The 13,883-nt window shown below is 74.0% G+C and carries 16 protein-coding genes and 3 tRNA genes; 7 read left to right on the top strand and 12 right to left on the bottom strand.

What is annotated here, in order from left to right:
- Positions 1 to 38: 38 nt before the first annotated feature.
- Positions 39 to 512: a ribonuclease HI gene (rnhA, locus tag AAG589_RS00430; protein ID WP_446719660.1), complete on the bottom strand. Its 474-nt coding sequence runs from the start codon at positions 510 to 512 to the stop codon at positions 39 to 41.
- 83 nt (positions 513 to 595) lie between these two features.
- On the opposite strand from rnhA, the gene AAG589_RS00425 reads away from it, so the two are divergent.
- The gene (locus tag AAG589_RS00425; protein ID WP_430565278.1) at positions 596 to 1,468 is read left to right on the top strand and encodes an LLM class flavin-dependent oxidoreductase; all 873 of its coding nucleotides are present in this window, start codon (positions 596 to 598) and stop codon (positions 1,466 to 1,468) included.
- A 36-nt stretch (positions 1,469 to 1,504) separates the two neighbouring features.
- Here the strand turns inward: AAG589_RS00425 and leuD are convergent, their stop codons facing one another.
- Positions 1,505 to 2,143: a 3-isopropylmalate dehydratase small subunit gene (gene leuD / locus AAG589_RS00420; protein WP_430565277.1), complete on the bottom strand. Its 639-nt coding sequence runs from the start codon at positions 2,141 to 2,143 to the stop codon at positions 1,505 to 1,507.
- Between the two features lie 28 nt (positions 2,144 to 2,171).
- Positions 2,172 to 3,647 (bottom strand): 3-isopropylmalate dehydratase large subunit, encoded by a 1,476-nt coding sequence (leuC, locus tag AAG589_RS00415; RefSeq protein WP_430565276.1) that lies wholly within the window; start codon positions 3,645 to 3,647, stop codon positions 2,172 to 2,174.
- A 176-nt stretch (positions 3,648 to 3,823) separates the two neighbouring features.
- Here leuC and AAG589_RS00410 point away from each other — a divergent pair, with 176 nt between their 5' ends.
- The 3 genes from AAG589_RS00410 to AAG589_RS00400 all read left to right on the top strand — a co-directional run bounded on the left by AAG589_RS00410 (position 3,824) and on the right by AAG589_RS00400 (position 5,685).
- Complete coding sequence (locus AAG589_RS00410; RefSeq protein ID WP_079574616.1) at positions 3,824 to 4,543, top strand: IclR family transcriptional regulator; 720 nt, start codon at positions 3,824 to 3,826, stop codon at positions 4,541 to 4,543.
- A 166-nt stretch (positions 4,544 to 4,709) separates the two neighbouring features.
- Entirely contained in the window at positions 4,710 to 4,877 is a 168-nt protein-coding gene (locus tag AAG589_RS00405) for a hypothetical protein (protein ID WP_430565275.1), read from the top strand.
- A 19-nt stretch (positions 4,878 to 4,896) separates the two neighbouring features.
- Positions 4,897 to 5,685 (top strand): PH domain-containing protein, encoded by a 789-nt coding sequence (locus tag AAG589_RS00400; protein WP_430565274.1) that lies wholly within the window; start codon positions 4,897 to 4,899, stop codon positions 5,683 to 5,685.
- A gap of 96 nt (positions 5,686 to 5,781) precedes the next feature.
- Here AAG589_RS00400 and AAG589_RS00395 read toward each other — a convergent pair.
- The 3 genes from AAG589_RS00395 to AAG589_RS00385 form a co-directional block, all read right to left on the bottom strand.
- Positions 5,782 to 5,854: transfer RNA gene (locus AAG589_RS00395), tRNA-Glu, on the bottom strand.
- 64 nt (positions 5,855 to 5,918) lie between these two features.
- Positions 5,919 to 5,991: transfer RNA gene (locus AAG589_RS00390), tRNA-Glu, on the bottom strand.
- Positions 5,992 to 6,069: 78 nt separating this feature from the next.
- Positions 6,070 to 6,141, bottom strand: a tRNA-Gln gene (locus tag AAG589_RS00385).
- Between the two features lie 152 nt (positions 6,142 to 6,293).
- On the opposite strand from AAG589_RS00385, the gene AAG589_RS00380 reads away from it, so the two are divergent.
- Together AAG589_RS00380 and AAG589_RS00375 are read left to right on the top strand one after the other, a co-directional pair.
- A complete protein-coding gene (locus tag AAG589_RS00380) occupies positions 6,294 to 6,968 on the top strand; it encodes a class I SAM-dependent methyltransferase (protein ID WP_430565273.1) in 675 nt (224 codons plus the stop codon).
- Positions 6,905 to 7,102, top strand: a complete 198-nt coding sequence (locus tag AAG589_RS00375; RefSeq protein WP_430565272.1) for a hypothetical protein — start codon at positions 6,905 to 6,907, stop codon at positions 7,100 to 7,102. The genes AAG589_RS00380 and AAG589_RS00375 overlap by 64 nt, the downstream gene beginning before the upstream one ends.
- An 11-nt stretch (positions 7,103 to 7,113) precedes the next feature.
- On the opposite strand, the gene AAG589_RS00370 is transcribed toward AAG589_RS00375, so the two are convergent.
- Complete coding sequence (locus AAG589_RS00370; RefSeq protein WP_430565271.1) at positions 7,114 to 8,022, bottom strand: LysR substrate-binding domain-containing protein; 909 nt, start codon at positions 8,020 to 8,022, stop codon at positions 7,114 to 7,116.
- A gap of 69 nt (positions 8,023 to 8,091) precedes the next feature.
- Here AAG589_RS00370 and AAG589_RS00365 point away from each other — a divergent pair, with 69 nt between their 5' ends.
- Positions 8,092 to 9,240, top strand: coding sequence for a YeiH family protein (locus AAG589_RS00365; RefSeq protein WP_430565270.1), 1,149 nt, complete (start codon positions 8,092 to 8,094; stop codon positions 9,238 to 9,240).
- A 61-nt stretch (positions 9,241 to 9,301) separates the two neighbouring features.
- Here the strand turns inward: AAG589_RS00365 and AAG589_RS00360 are convergent, their stop codons facing one another.
- Genes AAG589_RS00360 through AAG589_RS00340 form a run of 5 tightly spaced genes read right to left on the bottom strand, consistent with a single transcriptional unit; the run spans position 9,302 to position 13,792 of the window.
- A complete protein-coding gene (locus AAG589_RS00360) occupies positions 9,302 to 10,069 on the bottom strand; it encodes an HAD family hydrolase (protein ID WP_430565269.1) in 768 nt (255 codons plus the stop codon).
- Positions 10,062 to 11,486 (bottom strand): glutamate--tRNA ligase, encoded by a 1,425-nt coding sequence (gene gltX, locus AAG589_RS00355; protein WP_430565268.1) that lies wholly within the window; start codon positions 11,484 to 11,486, stop codon positions 10,062 to 10,064. The genes AAG589_RS00360 and gltX overlap by 8 nt, the downstream gene beginning before the upstream one ends.
- Positions 11,487 to 11,537: 51 nt before the next feature.
- Positions 11,538 to 12,086 (bottom strand): NUDIX hydrolase, encoded by a 549-nt coding sequence (locus AAG589_RS00350; RefSeq protein WP_430565267.1) that lies wholly within the window; start codon positions 12,084 to 12,086, stop codon positions 11,538 to 11,540.
- A 2-nt stretch (positions 12,087 to 12,088) separates the two neighbouring features.
- A complete protein-coding gene (locus AAG589_RS00345; RefSeq protein WP_430565266.1) occupies positions 12,089 to 12,871 on the bottom strand; it encodes a fumarylacetoacetate hydrolase family protein in 783 nt (260 codons plus the stop codon).
- A gap of 9 nt (positions 12,872 to 12,880) precedes the next feature.
- Positions 12,881 to 13,792, bottom strand: a complete 912-nt coding sequence (locus tag AAG589_RS00340; RefSeq protein WP_430565265.1) for a methyltransferase domain-containing protein — start codon at positions 13,790 to 13,792, stop codon at positions 12,881 to 12,883.
- Positions 13,793 to 13,883: the final 91 nt, after the last annotated feature.

Here is a 13,883-nt window from a genome sequence, read left to right as displayed (position 1 = left end):
TTGCGGCGTGACGTCCGTCGCACCTTCCTCGCGGCAAGCTAGCGCACGGAGTCGACGCCGAGGTTCGCGAGCTCGTCGGCGCGCTCGTTCCCCGGGTCGCCGGCGTGGCCCTTGACCCACACCCAGCGCACGTCGTGCTTGGTGACCTCGGCGTCGAGCGCCTGCCACAGGTCGACGTTCTTCACGGGCTTCTTGGCCGCGGTGGTCCAGCCGTTGCGCTTCCAGCCGGCGATCCACGTGCGCATGCCGTTCATCACGTACGACGAGTCCACGTGGATCACCACGGTGCTGGGCCGCGTGAGGGCGCGCAGGCCCTCGACGACGGCGGTGAGCTCCATGCGGTTGTTCGTCGTGACGGTCTCGCCGCCGTAGAGCTCCTTGGTGTGCTCGCCGTACCGCATCAGCGCGCCCCACCCGCCGATCCCGGGGTTGCCCTTGCACGCCCCGTCGGTCCACATCTCGACCAGCGGCGGGTCGTCGGTCACGGGCGTCTCGATCGTCTCGGCAGGCACGTGCACACCCTACGGTTCGGTCGCGGTGTCGGTGGCCGCCCGTAGCGTCGACCGGGCACCCACCACGCGAAGGAGACGCAGCGATGTCGCGCATGAAGTTCGGGTTCGTCGGGAGCTTCGGCACCCCGCAGCAGAACGTCGCCCTGGCCCGCGAGTGCGAGGAGCACGGCTGGGACGGGTTCTTCAGCTGGGACGGGATGAGCATGGCCGACTGGGGCGGCGACGCGCTCACCACCTGGGACCCCTTCGCGGTCCTCGCCGGCGCCGCGGCCGTCACCGAGCGCATCACGCTCGGCGCCATGGTCTTCGCGGTGCCGCGGCACCGGGCGTGGGAGCTGGCCCAGCGCGCCCTGACGGTCGACCACCTGTCCGGCGGGCGGCTCGTGCTCCCGGTGGGCGTCGGGGTGCTCGACGACCGGGGCTTCACCTCCGTCCCCGGCCAGCCGACGGCCCTCCGCGAGCGCGCCCAGCGCCTCGACGAGACGCTCGCCTGGCTCGAGCGCTCGTGGTCGGGCGAGGAGTTCGAGGCCGACGGCGCGCAGGTGCGCACGGGGCCGTTCCGGTTCGCCGCTCCCCCGGTGCACGGCCGCATCCCCGTGTGGCCGGTCGGCGTCTGGGACGCGACGAACCCCCCGCTGAAGAACCTGCGCCGCACCCTGCGCTGGGACGGGATCGTCGTGCAGGCCCGCGGCGCCACGCCCGAGGAGGCCGAGGCCGGGCCCGACGCCGTCCGCGAGCTCACCGCGTGGATCGCCGAGCAGCGGGACGACGACGCCGGGCCGTTCGACGTCGTCGCGTCCGGCCTGCTGTCCTCCGACGCGGGCGAGGCCCGCGACCAGGCCCGCGCCTTCGCCGACGCCGGCGCCACGTGGTACGTCGACTCCTGGTGGGACCCGGCAGCGGCGACGCCCGAGCAGCTGCTCGAGCGGGCGCGCAAGGGCCCGCCCACCCTCTGAGGATGGACGGGCCCCGACGCGGACGGTTCGAGCGGGTCAGCCGACCGGGCGCGCCGGCTCGATCGGGACGCTCGGCAGGTGCTTGGCCGGCAGCGTCTTGGGCCGCCAGGACGCGCGCTGCGCCTCGAAGGCCTGGATGTCGTCCTCGTGCTGCATCGTGAGGCCGATGTCGTCGAGGCCCTCCATGAGGCGCCAGCGGGTGTAGTCGTCGATCTGGAACGGCACGGTGACGTCGTCGGCGTGCGCGGTGCGCGCCTCGAGGTCCACGGTCACCTCGGTGCCCGGCTTGGTCTCGAGGATCTTCCAGAGGATCTCGATGTCCTCCTGCGCGACGACGCCGGCCACGAGGCCCTGCTTGCCCGAGTTGCCACGGAAGATGTCCGCGAACCGGGGCGCAAGGACGACGCGGAAGCCGTAGTCCTTGAGCGCCCAGACCGCGTGCTCGCGCGACGAGCCCGTGCCGAAGTCGGGGCCCGCGACGAGCACGGAGCCCGCCTTGTACGCGTCCTGGTTGAGGACGAACGACGGGTCGCCGCGCCAGGCGGCGAACAGCGCGTCCTCGAAGCCCGTGCGGGTCACGCGCTTGAGGTAGACGGCGGGGATGATCTGGTCGGTGTCGACGTTGCTGCGGCGCAGCGGCACCCCGACGCCCGTGTGGGTGGTGAACTTCTCCATGACAGGACTCCTCGGAAAGACGCGGGGCTCAGACGAACGACGGGGCGGACAGCGGCGCCAGCGGGGTGCCGTCGAACGTCGTGAGGTCGACCTCGCCCTCGAACTCGAGGTCCGAGACGGACGACAGCGTGCCGCGGACGGCGGTCGCGGCGGCGACGAGCGGCGACACGAGGTGCGTCCGACCGCCCTTGCCCTGCCGGCCCTCGAAGTTGCGGTTCGACGTGGACGCCGCGCGCTCGCCCGGCGCGAGCTGGTCGGGGTTCATGCCCAGGCACATCGAGCACCCGGCGTTGCGCCACTCGGCGCCGAACTCCTTGAAGATCACGTCCAGGCCCTCGGCCTCGGCCTGCAGGCGCACGCGCGCCGACGCCGGGACCACGAGCACGCGGACGTCGTCGGCCTTCTTCCGGCCCTGGAGCACCTTGGCCACGGACCGCAGGTCCTCGATGCGGCCGTTGGTGCAGGAGCCGATGAAGACGGTGTCGACCTTCACGTCGCGCAGCGGCGTGCCGCCCTCCAGGCCCATGTACTCCAGGGCGCGCTCGGCCGCGACGCGGTCGCCCGCGTCGGCGATCTCGGCCGGCACCGGCACGGAGGCCGACAGGGGCAGGCCCTGGCCGGGGTTCGTGCCCCAGGTGACGAACGGCTCGAGGTCGGCGGCCTCCAGCACGACCTCGGCGTCGAACTCGGCGTCGTCGTCGCTGCGCAGCGTCTTCCAGTACTCGACGGCGGCGTCCCAGTCCTCGCCCTCGGGCGCGTGCGGGCGGCCCTTGAGGTACTCGAACGTCGTCTCGTCGGGGGCGATCATGCCCGCGCGGGCGCCCGCCTCGATGGACATGTTGCAGATGGTCATCCGCGCCTCCATCGAGAGCTTGCGGATGGCCTCGCCGCGGTACTCGAGCACGTAGCCCTGGCCGCCGCCGGTGCCGATCTTGGCGATGATCGCCAGGATGATGTCCTTGCTGGTGGCGCCCGGGGGGAGCTCGCCGTTCACCGTGATCGCCATCGTCTTGAACGGGGCGAGCGGCAGGGTCTGCGTGGCGAGCACGTGCTCGACCTCGGAGGTGCCGATGCCGAAGGCCAGCGCGCCGAACGCGCCGTGCGTCGAGGTGTGCGAGTCGCCGCACACCACGGTCAGGCCGGGCATGGTCAGGCCGAGCTGCGGGCCCACCTGGTGCACGATGCCCTGGTCCGCATCACCCAGCGAGTGGATGCGGACGCCGAACTCCTTGGCGTTGTTGCGCAGCGTGTCGATCTGCGTGCGGCTCGTGAGGTCCGCGATCGGCAGGTCGATGTCGAGCGTCGGGGTGTTGTGGTCCTCGGTCGCGATCGTCAGGTCGGGACGACGGACGGGACGCCCGGCGAGCCGCAGGCCCTCGAACGCCTGCGGGCTCGTCACCTCGTGCACGAGGTGCAGGTCGATGTAGAGGAGGTCGGGTGCCCCGTCGCTGCCACGGCGCACCAGGTGCGCCTCCCAGACCTTCTCCGCCAGCGTGCCGGCCATCATGTGCTCCTCGTCCGCCGCGTCCCCACGGCCGTCGTGCGTGTGCTGTGTCCCGGTCGATCCCGGGCCGATACCGTCAGTCGAACCCAGATGGGCCCGGTCCGTGAGACGGTTCCGTCCCGTGAGATGCGGTCCTCGACTTGCAATCTCAGTGACTGAGACGTCAATATCGTCCTATGGACGATACTAGCGGAGTCGGCGTACTCGACAAGGCCGCGTCCGTGCTGGGCGCTCTGGAGGCAGGTCCCGCCACCCTGGCGCAGCTGGTCTCCTCGACCGGGCTCGCCCGCCCCACGGCGCATCGCCTCGCCGTCGCCCTCGAGCACCACCGCCTCGTGGGCCGCGACATGCAGGGCCGGTTCGTGCTCGGACCGCGCCTCAACGAGCTCGCGACGGCGGCCGGCGAGGACCGGCTGCTCGCCGCGGCCAATCCCGTGCTCACGGCGCTGCGCGACCACACGGGCGAGAGCGCACAGCTCTACCGGCGCCAGGGCGACCACCGCGTCTGCGTGGCCGCCGCCGAGCGACCGGTCGGGCTGCGCGACTCGATCCCTGTCGGGGCCACGCTCACGATGCACGCGGGCTCCGCGGCGCAGATCCTCCTCGCCTGGGAGGAGCCGGACCGCCTGCACCGCGGCCTGCGCGAGGCCGTGTTCACCGCGACGATCCTGTCCGGCGTCCGACGCCGCGGGTGGGCGCAGTCGGTCTCCGAGCGCGAGCTCGGCGTCGCGTCCGTCTCGGCGCCCGTGCGCGGGCCGTCCGGTCGCGTCGTGGCGTCCGTCTCCGTGTCCGGGCCGGTCGAGCGCCTCACCCGTCAGCCGGGCCGCCTGCACTCGGCCGCCGTCGTCTCCGCCGCCAACCGACTGACCGAGGTGCTGCGCCGCGCCGGCGAGTGAGCGCCGATCAGCACCCGAAGCGCACCACCAGCGCCGACACCGGGCCCGGCCCGCCGCGACTCCACGCGGCGCGCCGGGCCCGGTGCTGTCGGGCCCCCGCCCAGGTCAGTACGCTCCTGGCTGACGGGGCAGCCCTGCCCTGAGACCCGAGAGGCGTGAGGACCTGATGCCCGCGAAGGCCAAGACCCTGCTGATCTGGATCGTCGTGATCTTCCTGATCTACGCGATCGTGAGCAGCCCGGAGCGTGCGGCAAACATCGTCGAGGCGATCTGGGACTTCATCACCAACGCCTTCTCCAGCTTCGGGCAGTTCTTCTCGAACCTGACCGACTGACGGCGCTCCGGACCGCGACGTGATCACCGACGAGAGACGCCAGCGCGACGCCGTGCGTGCCCACGCGCACCTGCGCCGGTACGTGCTGCCGAACGAGCGGGTGATCGTCGCGACGCGGCACCACTGGGCGCAGCTCCTCGAGCCGATCGCGACGACGGCCGCCGCGTTCCTGCTGATCGGCACGATCGTCATGTCCACCCCGGTCGACGTGCGCCCCACCGTGGGGTGGCTGTGGGTGGCCTGGTTCGTCGTGGCCGGCCGCCTCGCCTGGAAGTGGCTCGCGTGGCGCTACGAGTGGTTCGTCGCGACCGACAAGCGCCTGCTGCTGCTGTACGGGCTCGTCGTGCACAAGGTCGCGATGATGCCGATGAAAAAGGTCACCGACATGGGGTACTCGCGCAGCCCCACGGGCCAGGTCCTCGGCTACGGCCGTTTCGACATGGAGTCCGCCGGCCAGGACCAGGCCCTGCGCACCATCAGGTACGTCCCGCGCCCGGACTCCACGTACCGCACGCTGTGCGACACCCTGTTCACGCCGGGCGGGCCCCGCCTGGACGATGACGACGACCTGGGCGGCGGGCCCACCCGTCCGGCCGACGGCGCGCCGACCGTGGTGCCCGGCCGCGAGACCTCCGAGGGCCCTCGCCCCACCACCCAGCCGATCGCCGTGCAGCCGCCGAACCCGGCGCCCCGCCCGCCTGAGGCTCAGCCCAGCGACGGGGCGCACCCGGTCTCGTGGAAGCCCACCGGCGCGAGCTACGACCCGCCGCGCAGCGACGGCGCGATCGTGCCCGACCCGTTCCTCTGACGTCCGACGCTCGACGACGCGACCGGGCGCGGCGACGAGACCGGGCGCGGGAACGTCGAAGGCCCGGTCCGTGTGGACCGGGCCTTGCCTGCTGTGTACCCCCAGCGGGATTTGAACCCGCGTTACCGCCGTGAGAGGGCGGCGTCCTAGGCCGCTAGACGATGGGGGCCTGGAACTGGTCGCGGGCCGCGAGGCCCGGACCGTGCGGCGCCCGTCGGAACGGACGACCTGCGTACCCCCAGCGGGATTTGAACCCGCGTTACCGCCGTGAGAGGGCGGCGTCCTAGGCCGCTAGACGATGGGGGCCTATGACTCGTCGGCCCCGAGGGACCGCCGTGCCGAGCACACTGTACACACCGCCTGAGGCGGGAGCAGAGCGTTGCGCTGGGGTACCAGGACTCGAACCTAGACTAAGTGGACCAGAACCACTCGTGCTGCCAATTACACCATACCCCAATGGATCAGACCTTCCGGGCAAATCCGACACAGTCGGAGCGCCCTCGTCAGGCCCAACGTCGGAAAACATTACCGGACGGGTGCCCGTCAGCCAAAACGCGCGCGAGGTGCCGTGCGTCACGCCCGCCGGCCGGCCATGGCAGGCTCCCCGCATGACCTCCCCGACGCCTCCGCCGCCCTCGTCCGCTCCCTCCCCCGCCGGGCAGGACCCGCACGACCACGCCGTCCGCGCCGCCTCGTTCGACCGCGACGCCGACGTGTACGCCCAGGTCAGGCCCACGTACCCGCGAGACGCCGTCGCGTGGCTGCTGCCCCGGGGCGCGCGGCGGGTCCTCGACCTCGCCGCCGGGACGGGCAAGCTCACCGAGGTCGTCGTCGGCGCGGTCGCGGCAGGCACGGAGGTCGTCGCCGTCGACCCGTCGGTGCCCATGCTGGGCGAGCTGTCGGCGCGGCTGCCCGACGTCTCGACCCGGGAGGGCACCGCCGAGCGCATCCCTCTGCCCGACGGCTCCGTCGACGCCGTCCTCGTGGGCCAGGCGTGGCACTGGTTCGACGCCGCGGCCGCCGCCACGGAGATCGCCCGCGTGCTGCGGCCGGGTGGACTGGTCGGGGTGGTCTGGAACGTGCGGGACACCTCCGCGGACTGGGTCGCACGGTTCGGCGACATCCTGCACCGCGGGGACGCCCTGGAGCCCGTGGAGGCGGAGCCGCGCGGGCCGGAGCTCGGCGCGGCGTTCGACGCCGTCGAGGGCGCCACGTTCCGGTGGTCCGACCGGCTCCCGCCGGCGCGCTGCGCACCCTCGCCGGCACGCGCAGCTACCTCCTGACGCTCCCCGACGACGAGCGCGCCGCGCGGCTCGCCGACGTCGACGCGCTGGCGGCCACGCACCCGGACCTCGCCGGCCGCGCCGAGGTGGACCTGCCCTACGTCACGTACGCGTACCGGGCCCGACGGCGCTGAGCGCGCGACCGTCAGCGCGCGCCCGCCACTGCGGCGAGCCGGCGCGCCGGCGCCGACAGCGACGCCCCGTCGCGCCACACCACGCGCAGACGCCGCGAGAGGTCGAGCTGGGCGATCGGCACGGTCACGAGGTGGCCCGCCGACACGTCGTCCGCCACGGTGAGCGCGGACAGGACGGTCACCCCGTCCCCGTGCCGCACCGCGGACTTCACGGCCGCCGTGGAGCCCAGGGCGGTGACGTGGGCGGGCAGCCGCACCCCCGCCTGGCCCAGCGCGTCCTCGAGCACGTCGCGGGTGCCCGAGCCCGACTCGCGCAGCACGAGCCGCCCCGCCGCGAGGGCCGCCGGGCCGACGGACCGGCGTCGCGCCCACGGGTGACCGGGCGCGACGACGGCCACGAGCTCGTCGTGGGCCACGGTGCGCGAGCGCAGCCCGCGCCGCACGGTCGGGCTCTCCACGAACCCGAGCTCGACCGCGCCGTCGAGCACGAGCTCCATGACCTCGCGGGAGTTGCGGACGACGAGCTCGACGTCGGGCGCCGCCCCGCTCGCCTCCCGCTCCCCGCGCCCGAACGCGGCGAGCCAGCGCGGCGCCAGGTACTCGGCGATCGTCAGGCTCGCGGCCACGCGCAGCCCCGGGACGGGCGCGGACCGCAGGGCGGCGGCCGCGGCCTCGAAGCGGTCCGTGGCGTCGACCACGGCGCGCGCCGCCTCCGCCAGCTGGCGCCCGACGGCGGTGAGGGCCGTGCCGCGCGGCCCGCGGGCCAGGAGCTCGAGGCCGAGGCGGCGCTCCAGGCGGTGCAGCCCGGCGGACGCCGTGGGTTGCGACACCCCGGCCGCCCGGGCCGCGGCGCTGATCGAGCCCTGCGCGTCGAGGGCGACCAGGAGCTCGAGGGCGGCCAGCGGAGGTCGTTCTGCCATAGCGTCAGTCTATGGATCGATCGGCACCTGGCGCTTCCGGGCACCGTGGCAGGCCGAGAGCCTGGTCAGGTGCCAGCTGCTCACCCCACCACCGCCCCGACCGCCTCGACGGCCCGCGCCACGCACGGTCTCGTTCCCGGCCTCGCCCTGGCCGCCGCGGCGACCGTCGTGCTCCTGGGCGTCGCCCGCCTGCTCGCCCCCGTCACCGGGGGCGCACTGTCCCCGCTCGTGCTCGCCCTCGTGGCCGGCGCGGTGCTCGGCTCCGTGCTCGGTCGGTTCGTCCCGCGGGGCGGGCGCGCGGCGCGGTTCGCGGAGCGGGTCGGGCCCGGCACCGACCGCACGGCGCGGACCGTGCTGCGCGCCGGGGTGGTGCTGCTCGGCCTGCAGCTGTCGATCCCCGACGTGCTGGCGCTCGGCTGGCGCGGGATCGCCGTCGTGGTGGTCACCGTGGCAGGCACGTTCGCGGCGGTGCTCGGCCTCGGGCGCCTGCTGCGCGTGCCGCGCGCGACCTCCCTGCTGGTCGCGACCGGGTTCTCGATCTGCGGCGCCGCGGCGGTCTCCGCCATGACGAGCGTGCTCGAACGCGACCCGCGCGCCGGCGGGGCGGGCCCCGCCCGCCTGCGCGACGACGTCGCCGCGGCGCTCGCCCTCGTCACCGTCTACGGGACCGTCGCCATCTTCGTGCTGCCGTGGCTCGCGGGCGTCCTCGGCCTCACCGACCACCAGGCGGGCCTCTGGATCGGCGCCAGCGTCCAGGAGGTCGCCCAGGTCGTCGCGGCCGCGGGCACCGTCTCGGCGGCCGCCCTGGCCACGGCGACGGTGACGAAGCTGGCGCGCGTGGTGCTGCTCGCACCCCTCGTCGCCGGCGCCGGCGCGCTGCTCTCGCGACGCGCGGCGCTCACCGCAGCCCCCGCCGACGACGCGCCGGACGACGCCGCGCCGGCTGCCGGGCGGCGCGCGCCGCTGGTCCCCGGCTTCGTGCTCGGCTTCCTCGCGGCGGTGCTGGTGCGCAGCACGGGGCTGCTGCCCGACGTCGTCACCGACACCGCCCAGCAGCTCACGACGATCCTGTTCGTCGCCGCGATGTTCGCCCTCGGCACCGGCGTCGACGTGCCGCGCCTGGCCCGCACCGCGCGTCGCCCGCTGCTGCTCGGCGCGCTGGGCACCGTCGTCGTGACCGGACTGGCGCTCGCCGCCGTCCTGCTGCTCGCCCCCTGACGGACCTGTCAGAGCCAGGCGGGTCGATACCCCCGTGTGGCTCTGACACCTCGCGGGGGTGTCAGAGGCCGAGGGCGGCAGGCAGCCCGGCGAGCCCGGGCAGCACGACGATGCCGTCGGCGCGCAGGGCGTCGGCGTCCACGTGGTGCTCGTCGTCGCGGCGGGCGCCGGGGCGGTCGAGCCAGACGCCGACGAGGCCGGCGTCGCGGGCGGCGCGGGCGTCGGTGGTGGGCTCGTCGCCCACGTACGCCGTGCGCGCGACGTCGGTACCCAGGCGGCGGGCGCCCTCGACGAAGACGTCGGGGTGCGGCTTGCCGTAGCCGAGCGTGTCCACCCCCACCAGCACCGGGACGTCCTCGAGCCCGGCGGCGCGCAGCTTGCGCTCCTGCAGCTCGGTGTACGCGTTCGTCACGACGCCGATGCGGACGCCGGAGGCCCGCAGCGCGTCGAGGGCGGCCGCGGAGTCGTCGAACGCCGCCCACGACCGCTCGAACGTGCCCCAGAACAGGGCGTCCCAGTCGGCGAACGTCTCCTCGGTGACGGGCTCGCCGCCGAACGTCCGGTGCAGCAGGTCCGCGCGCAGCCGGCGCTGGGTGAGGGCGTCCGTCTCGCCGCGCGTGAACCGCTTGTAGTAGCCGCCCGGGTCGGTGCGCCAGTGCGCCAGCAGCTCCGGGTAGCGCTCCGCCGGCACGTGCGGCAGGTACTCGACGGCCACGGCGGTCAGCGCCTTGGCGAACCCGCCCTTGGTGTCGACGAGCGTGTCGTCGACGTCGAGCAGGACGCCATGGATGCCACCGGACGTGACCGGGGTTTCGACAGGCTCAACCATCGAGGCGAACCAGCGCCGCGTCCACGCGGGCCAGCGTGCGCTCGCGGCCGAGCACCTCGAGCGACTCGAAGAGCGGGAGGCCGATCGTGCGGCCCGTGACCGCGACGCGCACCGGCGCCTGCGCCTTGCCGAGCTTGAGGCCGTGCTGCTCCCCCACCGCGGTCACCAGGTCCTTGAGCGGCTCCGCCTCCCAGGTGGCGAGGTCCGCGAGCGCCGCGCGGGCGTCGGCGAGCAGCTCGGCGGCGCCGGGCTTCATCGCCTTGGCCCACGACCGCTCGTCGTCCACGGGCTCGTCGAGGAAGAGGAAGTCGACGTTGTCGGTGATGTCGGCCAGCAGCGCGACGCGCGACTGGGCGAGCGGCGCGACCTTCGCGAACGCGGCGGCGTCGTACTGCTCCTCGGTCCACGGCGCCTTCGGGGCGTGCAGCCAGGGGTCGACGGCGGCGGTGAAGTCGTCGACGCTCATCGCCCGGATGTACTCGCCGTTGAACGCGGTGAGCTTCTTGACGTCGAAGAACGCGGACGCGCTGTTGACGTCCTCGATGCGGAACCGCCGGACGAGCTCGTCGAACGGCAGGATCTCCTCGTCGTTGCCGGGCGCCCAGCCGAGCAGCATGAGGTAGTTGACCATCGCCTCGGGCAGGTAGCCCTCGGCGAGGTAGTCCTCGAGCGCCACCTTGTCGCGGCGCTTGGACAGCTTCTGGCGCTTCTCGTTGACGATCACCGGCAGGTGCGCCCACGTCGGCGGCTGCGCGCCGAGCGCCTCCCACAGCAGCTGCTGCTTGGGCGTGTTCGGCAGGTGCTCCTCGCCGCGGATCACGTGCGTGATGCCCTCGTCGAGGTCGTCCACCACGTTGGCGAGCAGGAAGACGGGCGACCCGTCGCCGCGCGCGACGACGAAGTCCTCCATCGCGGAGTTCGGGAAGGTCGGGTTGCCGCGGATGAGGTCGACGACCTGCGTCTCGCCCTCGTCGGGGGTGCGGAAGCGCAGCGCCCGGCCCGGCTCGTAGGCGAGGCCCCGGTCACGGCAGAAGCCGTCGTAGCCCGAGTGCGCGTTGCCGGTGCGGGCTGCGACGTCGTCGCGCGTGCAGTCGCAGTAGTAGGCGCGGCCGGCCTCGAACAGGCGGGCCGAGGCCTCGCGGTGCTTCTCGACGTTCTGCGACTGGAAGTACGGGCCCTCGAACGTCGGGTCCTCGGCGTGCATGCCCAGCGCCGACAGGGCGTCGAGGATGCCGTCCACCCACTCGGGCTTGTTGCGCGCGGCGTCGGTGTCCTCGACCCGCAGCACGAAGGTGCCGCCCTGCTGCTTGGCGACGGCCCAGTTGAACAGCGCGGAGCGGGCACCGCCCACGTGGAACATGCCCGTCGGGGACGGGGCGAAGCGGACACGGACGTCGGAGCCGGCAGCGGGATTCACGGGGCACAGCCTAGTTGGCCGGGCGCGTGCTGCCGTCCGGTGGCGGCGGCGTCAGCGGCCCCGCACCCGGGCGACGGCGAGCGCCACCGGGTCGGCGAGGTCGGGGTTCGGCAGCCCGGCCACCGGCCACCAACGCACGTCGAGCGACTCCTCGCTCACCGCGTGCCGGGCGCCGTCGGGCGCGACGGCGACGAAGCGCACGTCGAGGTGGTGCGCGTCGCCGTCGGGCCCGCAGAACGGGACGGCGTGCTCGTCCAGGTGCACGGGCACCGGGTCGACGACGACCTCGAGGCCCGACTCCTCGACGGCCTCGCGCCGCGCGGCGCCGGCCAGCGTGCGGTCGCCCGGCTCGAGGTGCCCGCCGAGCTGGAACCAGCGCCCCGCCTTCGCGTGCAGCGTGAGCAGCACGCGCGACGCGTCCGCGGACAGCACCACCGTGGAGGCGGTGAGGTGGTCCGGGCGGCAGGTGCGCAGCACGCCGTCCGGGTGGGCGTCCAGGTGCGCGACGAACCGGTCGCGCAGCGCGCGCTGCGCGTCGCCGGCCACGGGCATGCGCCGCAGCGCCTCGCGGGCGTCGGCGCCCGCGCCGTCGGGCGGCACGCTCAGTCGCGCCGGAACACGGGGTTGGCGAGGACGCCGATGCCGTCGACCTCGCACTCGACGCGGTCGCCGTGGTCGATGCGCCCCACGCCGGCGGGCGTGCCGGTGAGGATCACGTCGCCCGGCAGCAGGGTCATCGCCCTGCTGATGTACGACACGAGGAACGGCACGTCGAAGACCATGTCCGCCGTGCGGCCGTCCTGCTTGAGCTCGCCGTTGACGCGCGAGCGCACGGCGACGTCCTCGGGGTTGAGGTCCGTGTCGATCCACGGGCCCAGCGGGCACGACGTGTCGAAGCCCTTGGCGCGGGCCCACTGGCCGTCGGTGCGCTGCGCGTCGCGGGCGGTGACGTCGTTGGCGACGGTGTAGCCGAGGATGTACGACCGCACGTTCTCGGGCTCGACGTCCTTGGTGACCTTGGAGATCACGACCGCGAGCTCGGCCTCGTAGCTCACCTCCCGCGTGAACTCGGGCAGCACGACCGGGTCGTCGGGGCCGACGACGGCGGTGTTGGGCTTGAAGAACAGCAGCGGCGTGGCCGGCACCTCGCCGCCCATCTCCTTGGCGTGGTCGACGTAGTTCTTGCCGACCGCGACCACCTTGGAGCGCGGGATCACCGGGGCGAGCAGCCGCACGCCGTCGCCCAGCTCGATCCGCTCCCCCGTCGGCATGGCCGGCATGTAGAGCGGGTCGCCGCCGAGGACGGCGAGGAACGTCTTCTCCCCCTCCTGCTGGACGAGGGCGAAGCGGGGGTCGTCTCCGGTGGTGAATCTCGCGATGCGCACGCGCCCAGGTTACGCGCGGGCGAGGACCTCGCCGTGCAGGATGGCGAACCAGCCGTCGGGCGCCTGGGCCCACGCCTGCCAGTCCTGCGCGATCTGCTCGAGCGCGACGTCGTCGGCGAGGCCGGACTCCTTGGCCTGCACCGCGAAGTTGGACTCCACGCAGCGCTCGGCCCACAGCTCGCCCCACCACTGCCGGTCGGTCGGGGTGGCGTAGCACCACGACGACGCCGAGGGCACGATGCCGTCCAGCCCGGCCTCCTGCACCCACGACATGAGGCGGCGGCCGGCGTCCGGCTCGAAGCCGTACGCGTGCGTCACCTCGTGGTACAGCTCGTTCCACTCGGTGAGGCCCGGGGTCTCGGGGTACCAGGCCATGCCCGCGTAGTCGGCGTCGCGCACGGCGACCATGCCGCCCGGCTTGGCCACGCGCTTCATCTCGCGCAGCGCGGCGACCGGGTCGGACAGGTGCTGCAGCAGCTGGTGCGCGTACACGACGTCGAAGGAGTCGTCCGCGAACGGCAGCTCGTAGGCGTTGGCCTGCTCGAAGCGGACGTTGCCGTAGCCAAGCGCCTCGGCGTGCTCGCGCGCCGCCTCGAGCACCTTGGGGCTCGCGTCGACGCCCACGACCTCGCCGCCGGCGAGGATCCGGCCGAGGTCGGCGGTCACGGTGCCGGGGCCGCAGCCCACGTCGAGCAGCGACATGTCGTCGCGCAGGTGCGGCAGCAGGAAGCCGGCGGAGTTCTGGGCGGTGCGGCTGCGGTGCGAGCGCAGCACGGACTCGTGGTGGCCGTGCGTGTACGACTCGGACTCCTTGCTGGGCACCGTGTGGTGGGTGCTCGGTGCCTCGATCGCGTCGTTGAGGTCGGCACCTGCGGGTTCGGGGTCGCCCTGGGGTGCGGGCTCCGCGCTGAGGTCACTCATGCTCCCACCGTAGTGACCGCGCGGCCCGCAGGCCGTGGCGTTCTCACGCACCGGGACGACGCGCGCCGTCGCGCGGTGGCATCATCGCGCC

It is taken from the genome of Isoptericola sp. F-RaC21 (genome assembly GCF_038593535.1).
In the GTDB taxonomy this organism is placed as follows: Bacteria; Actinomycetota; Actinomycetes; order Actinomycetales; family Cellulomonadaceae; genus Isoptericola.
This window is presented reverse-complemented; position numbering and strand designations above follow the sequence as displayed.

Excerpts from the sequence above, each read along its gene's own strand:
- AAG589_RS00425 (WP_430565278.1), top strand. The coding sequence starts at position 596 with ATGTCGCGCATGAAGTTCGGGTTCGTCGGGAGCTTCGGCACCCCGCAG.
- leuD (WP_430565277.1), bottom strand. The coding sequence starts at position 2,143 with ATGGAGAAGTTCACCACCCACACGGGCGTCGGGGTGCCGCTGCGCCGC.
- leuC (WP_430565276.1), bottom strand. The coding sequence starts at position 3,647 with ATGGCCGGCACGCTGGCGGAGAAGGTCTGGGAGGCGCACCTGGTGCGC.
- AAG589_RS00410 (WP_079574616.1), top strand. The coding sequence starts at position 3,824 with ATGGACGATACTAGCGGAGTCGGCGTACTCGACAAGGCCGCGTCCGTG.
- AAG589_RS00405 (WP_430565275.1), top strand. The coding sequence starts at position 4,710 with ATGCCCGCGAAGGCCAAGACCCTGCTGATCTGGATCGTCGTGATCTTC.
- AAG589_RS00380 (WP_430565273.1), top strand. The coding sequence starts at position 6,294 with ATGACCTCCCCGACGCCTCCGCCGCCCTCGTCCGCTCCCTCCCCCGCC.
- AAG589_RS00370 (WP_430565271.1), bottom strand. The coding sequence starts at position 8,022 with ATGGCAGAACGACCTCCGCTGGCCGCCCTCGAGCTCCTGGTCGCCCTC.
- AAG589_RS00360 (WP_430565269.1), bottom strand. The coding sequence starts at position 10,069 with ATGGTTGAGCCTGTCGAAACCCCGGTCACGTCCGGTGGCATCCATGGC.
- AAG589_RS00340 (WP_430565265.1), bottom strand. The coding sequence starts at position 13,792 with ATGAGTGACCTCAGCGCGGAGCCCGCACCCCAGGGCGACCCCGAACCC.